Origin of the sequence: Vibrio sp. 10N.222.48.A3 (assembly GCF_041475345.1) — a bacterium.
GTDB lineage: Bacteria > Pseudomonadota > Gammaproteobacteria > Enterobacterales > Vibrionaceae > Vibrio > Vibrio tasmaniensis_A.
Window position 1 is genome coordinate 1 of sequence record NZ_JBFRVX010001586.1, and the last position, 625, is coordinate 625.

The window sequence follows — 625 nt, forward strand, 5'->3', positions numbered from 1 at the left end:
CTGTACCTTCGTTGTCTGCATAAACATACGCGTACATGTTGTTGTGTTGCATAAATTACCTAAGCTGAGCTTTTTATTATTAGTGTGATGAAGGTTACAGTATTTATGTATTCAGGCTAGCTTATGGGAGGAATCAAAGGTAAGAGTTTGTAAGCGGTGTTTAAATTTTTGCTTCATAGGCATGCGTGCAAGCCTTTTGTTACCTCGTTTTTTGCTTTGGTAGGTTTTGCCTATCAATAAAATTGTTGAAATCCATTTAGTAAAATCAAGATTTTAGACAACAATTAAGGTAACACGATAGAAAAATCGATAACAAAACGTATTTTAGGGAGAACGCAATGCATTCTATTAAAGTGAAAGATTACATGACGCCGCAGGTTGTGACATTCACTCCTGACATGCCGTTAAGTCTCGCGTTAGACAGAGTAATGCGCAGCCATCATATGGGTGGTCCAGTCATTGATGATAATGAACAAGTGATTGGTTTCCTTTCTGAACAAGATTTACTCGAGAAGTTAGTGAAGGTGAGCTATTTCTGCCAAGACACGCATATTGTAGGTGATTGTATGTACCAAGAAGTTCTCTCGGTATCACCTGAGTTATCCATTATTGAATTGGCAGATAT

The 625-nt window shown here is 37.6% G+C and carries 1 protein-coding gene; it reads left to right on the forward strand.

What is annotated here, in order from left to right; genetic code table 11:
• Positions 1–338 precede the first annotated feature (338 nt).
• Positions 339–625: CBS domain-containing protein (locus AB4653_RS27880; protein WP_372105873.1), on the forward strand; the 287-nt coding region annotated here is incomplete at its 3' end.